Annotated in this window: 2 protein-coding genes; one reads left to right on the top strand and one right to left on the bottom strand. The window is 37.8% G+C overall.

Translation table 11 applies throughout. The annotated features are described in order from the left end of the window. Nucleotides 1–122: 122 nt before the first annotated feature. Nucleotides 123–1,340: an RNA-guided endonuclease TnpB family protein gene (locus FTU05_RS17680; protein WP_180047579.1), complete on the bottom strand. Its 1,218-nt coding sequence runs from the start codon at nt 1,338–1,340 to the stop codon at nt 123–125. A 39-nt stretch (nt 1,341–1,379) separates the two neighbouring features. Between FTU05_RS17680 and FTU05_RS18165 the strand changes: the two genes are divergently transcribed. Continuing rightward, nucleotides 1,380–1,541, top strand: a 162-nt coding sequence (locus FTU05_RS18165; RefSeq protein ID WP_180166221.1) for a transposase, incomplete at its 3' end; no start/stop codon positions are given.

The raw sequence follows: 1,541 nt of genomic DNA, 5'->3' as shown, positions 1-1,541 counted from the left end.
TTGACATACTCCCACCACCAAGCTAAGAGCTATGGTGGGGGAATCTTTGCGACCCATGCAATCTTAGAGATTGCACCTTTCGATACCGCACTGCGCTGACAGTATGGCGGTACAGGAACTCTTTATACAGCACTATGTCCTAGTGCATCAGCTAAAGCGAAATTGCGTATATTCAAGCTTGCATTCAAATCACGATCATGCACTGTTTCACAGTCAGGACATTGCCATTCTCTTATGCTTAGTGGCAATTTTGTCATAGTATAACCACAACATGAACATGCTTTAGAACTTGGAACGAATCTTCCAATTTGTAGCACATTCTTACCGAACCATTTTGCCTTGTATTGCAATATCGTAAGAAATTGACCCCAAGCCACATCCGAAATGGACTTGGCTAATTTTCGATTTCTTACCATGTTTTTTATCCCTAAATCTTCTACAGCATACGTGGTCGCTTGGTTTTCACAGATCAAGTAATGCGTGAGTTTGTGATGTAGGTCTAAGCGTTGCAGGCGCACTTTTTCATGGATGAATGCAACACTTAATTTTTGACGTTGATAATTCTTTGATTCTTTCTTCTTTCGAGCAAATATCTTCTGCTGTATGGATAGTCGGTTTTGAGCCTGTCGCAAGTATTTTGGATTTTCAACCTTATTACCATCGGATTGAATGAGCATGTGATTCAAACCCATATCAATTCCGATGGTTTGATCAGCTTGAATTGTTGTTGATGCAACAAGTTCTAACTCTGACTCGACCAAAATCGAAGCATAATACTTACCTGTCGCTGTTTTGCTAATGGTGACAGTTTTGATTTTCCCATTAAATACCCGACTAAATACAGTTTTTATCCCTTTAATTTTAGGTAGATGAAGTAATCCGTTCTCAAAGCTCACTGTTGCGTGCTGAGGGCATTGATAAGACCGTTGCGGTATTTTCTTGGATTTGAACCGTGGGTAGCCGACAAGATGACTTAATGGGCGTTTTTCATCAGGATTTGGTTTATATCCTTTGATCTTTCTGAATTCAACCTTGCCTTTCTTTAATCGCTGAAAAAAGTTGTTGTAAGCAGTGTGTAGGTGAAGTAACCCACTAAGAAGTGATTGACTATTCACCTCGTTCAACCATTCGAATTCAGGTTGTTTTTTCATGGCAACTAATTGGTCTTGAATATCCTTTTTTGATAATAATTTTTGAGTTTCAGAATGAGCTTTAGTTTGAAGTGCTAAAGCCCAATTGAAAATAAAGCGAGTGCATCCGAAGTGCTTTTCAAATTGCACTTTCTGCTCAGAAGTAGGATAGATGCGATATTTATACGCTTTCAAAAAAGGTTGTTTCATGGTTATAATTTAGCAAATTAATTGCTTAGTGTAAATGTAATGAAGTCACATTATCACTGTGTTTATAAACTTACATATCATTTAGTGTTGGTAACAAAATATCGCAAGAAATGCCTTTCAAATGAGATGATCAATCGGCTTGAAGAAATTGTAAAAAAGAACTGTGCTGATTGGGAGATTGACTTGATTGAGTTCAATGGT

The sequence above is a fragment of the Acinetobacter sp. YH12049 genome, from assembly GCF_013419875.1.
Taxonomy (GTDB): Bacteria; Pseudomonadota; Gammaproteobacteria; order Pseudomonadales; family Moraxellaceae; genus Acinetobacter; species Acinetobacter amyesii.
Note: the sequence above shows the minus strand (reverse complement) of the source record. Positions and strands in the feature narration are given on the sequence as shown.

What these genes read in the sequence shown, in the direction of transcription:
- FTU05_RS17680 (WP_180047579.1), bottom strand. Translation starts at nt 1,340, where the DNA reads ATGAAACAACCTTTTTTGAAAGCGTATAAATATCGCATCTATCCTACT.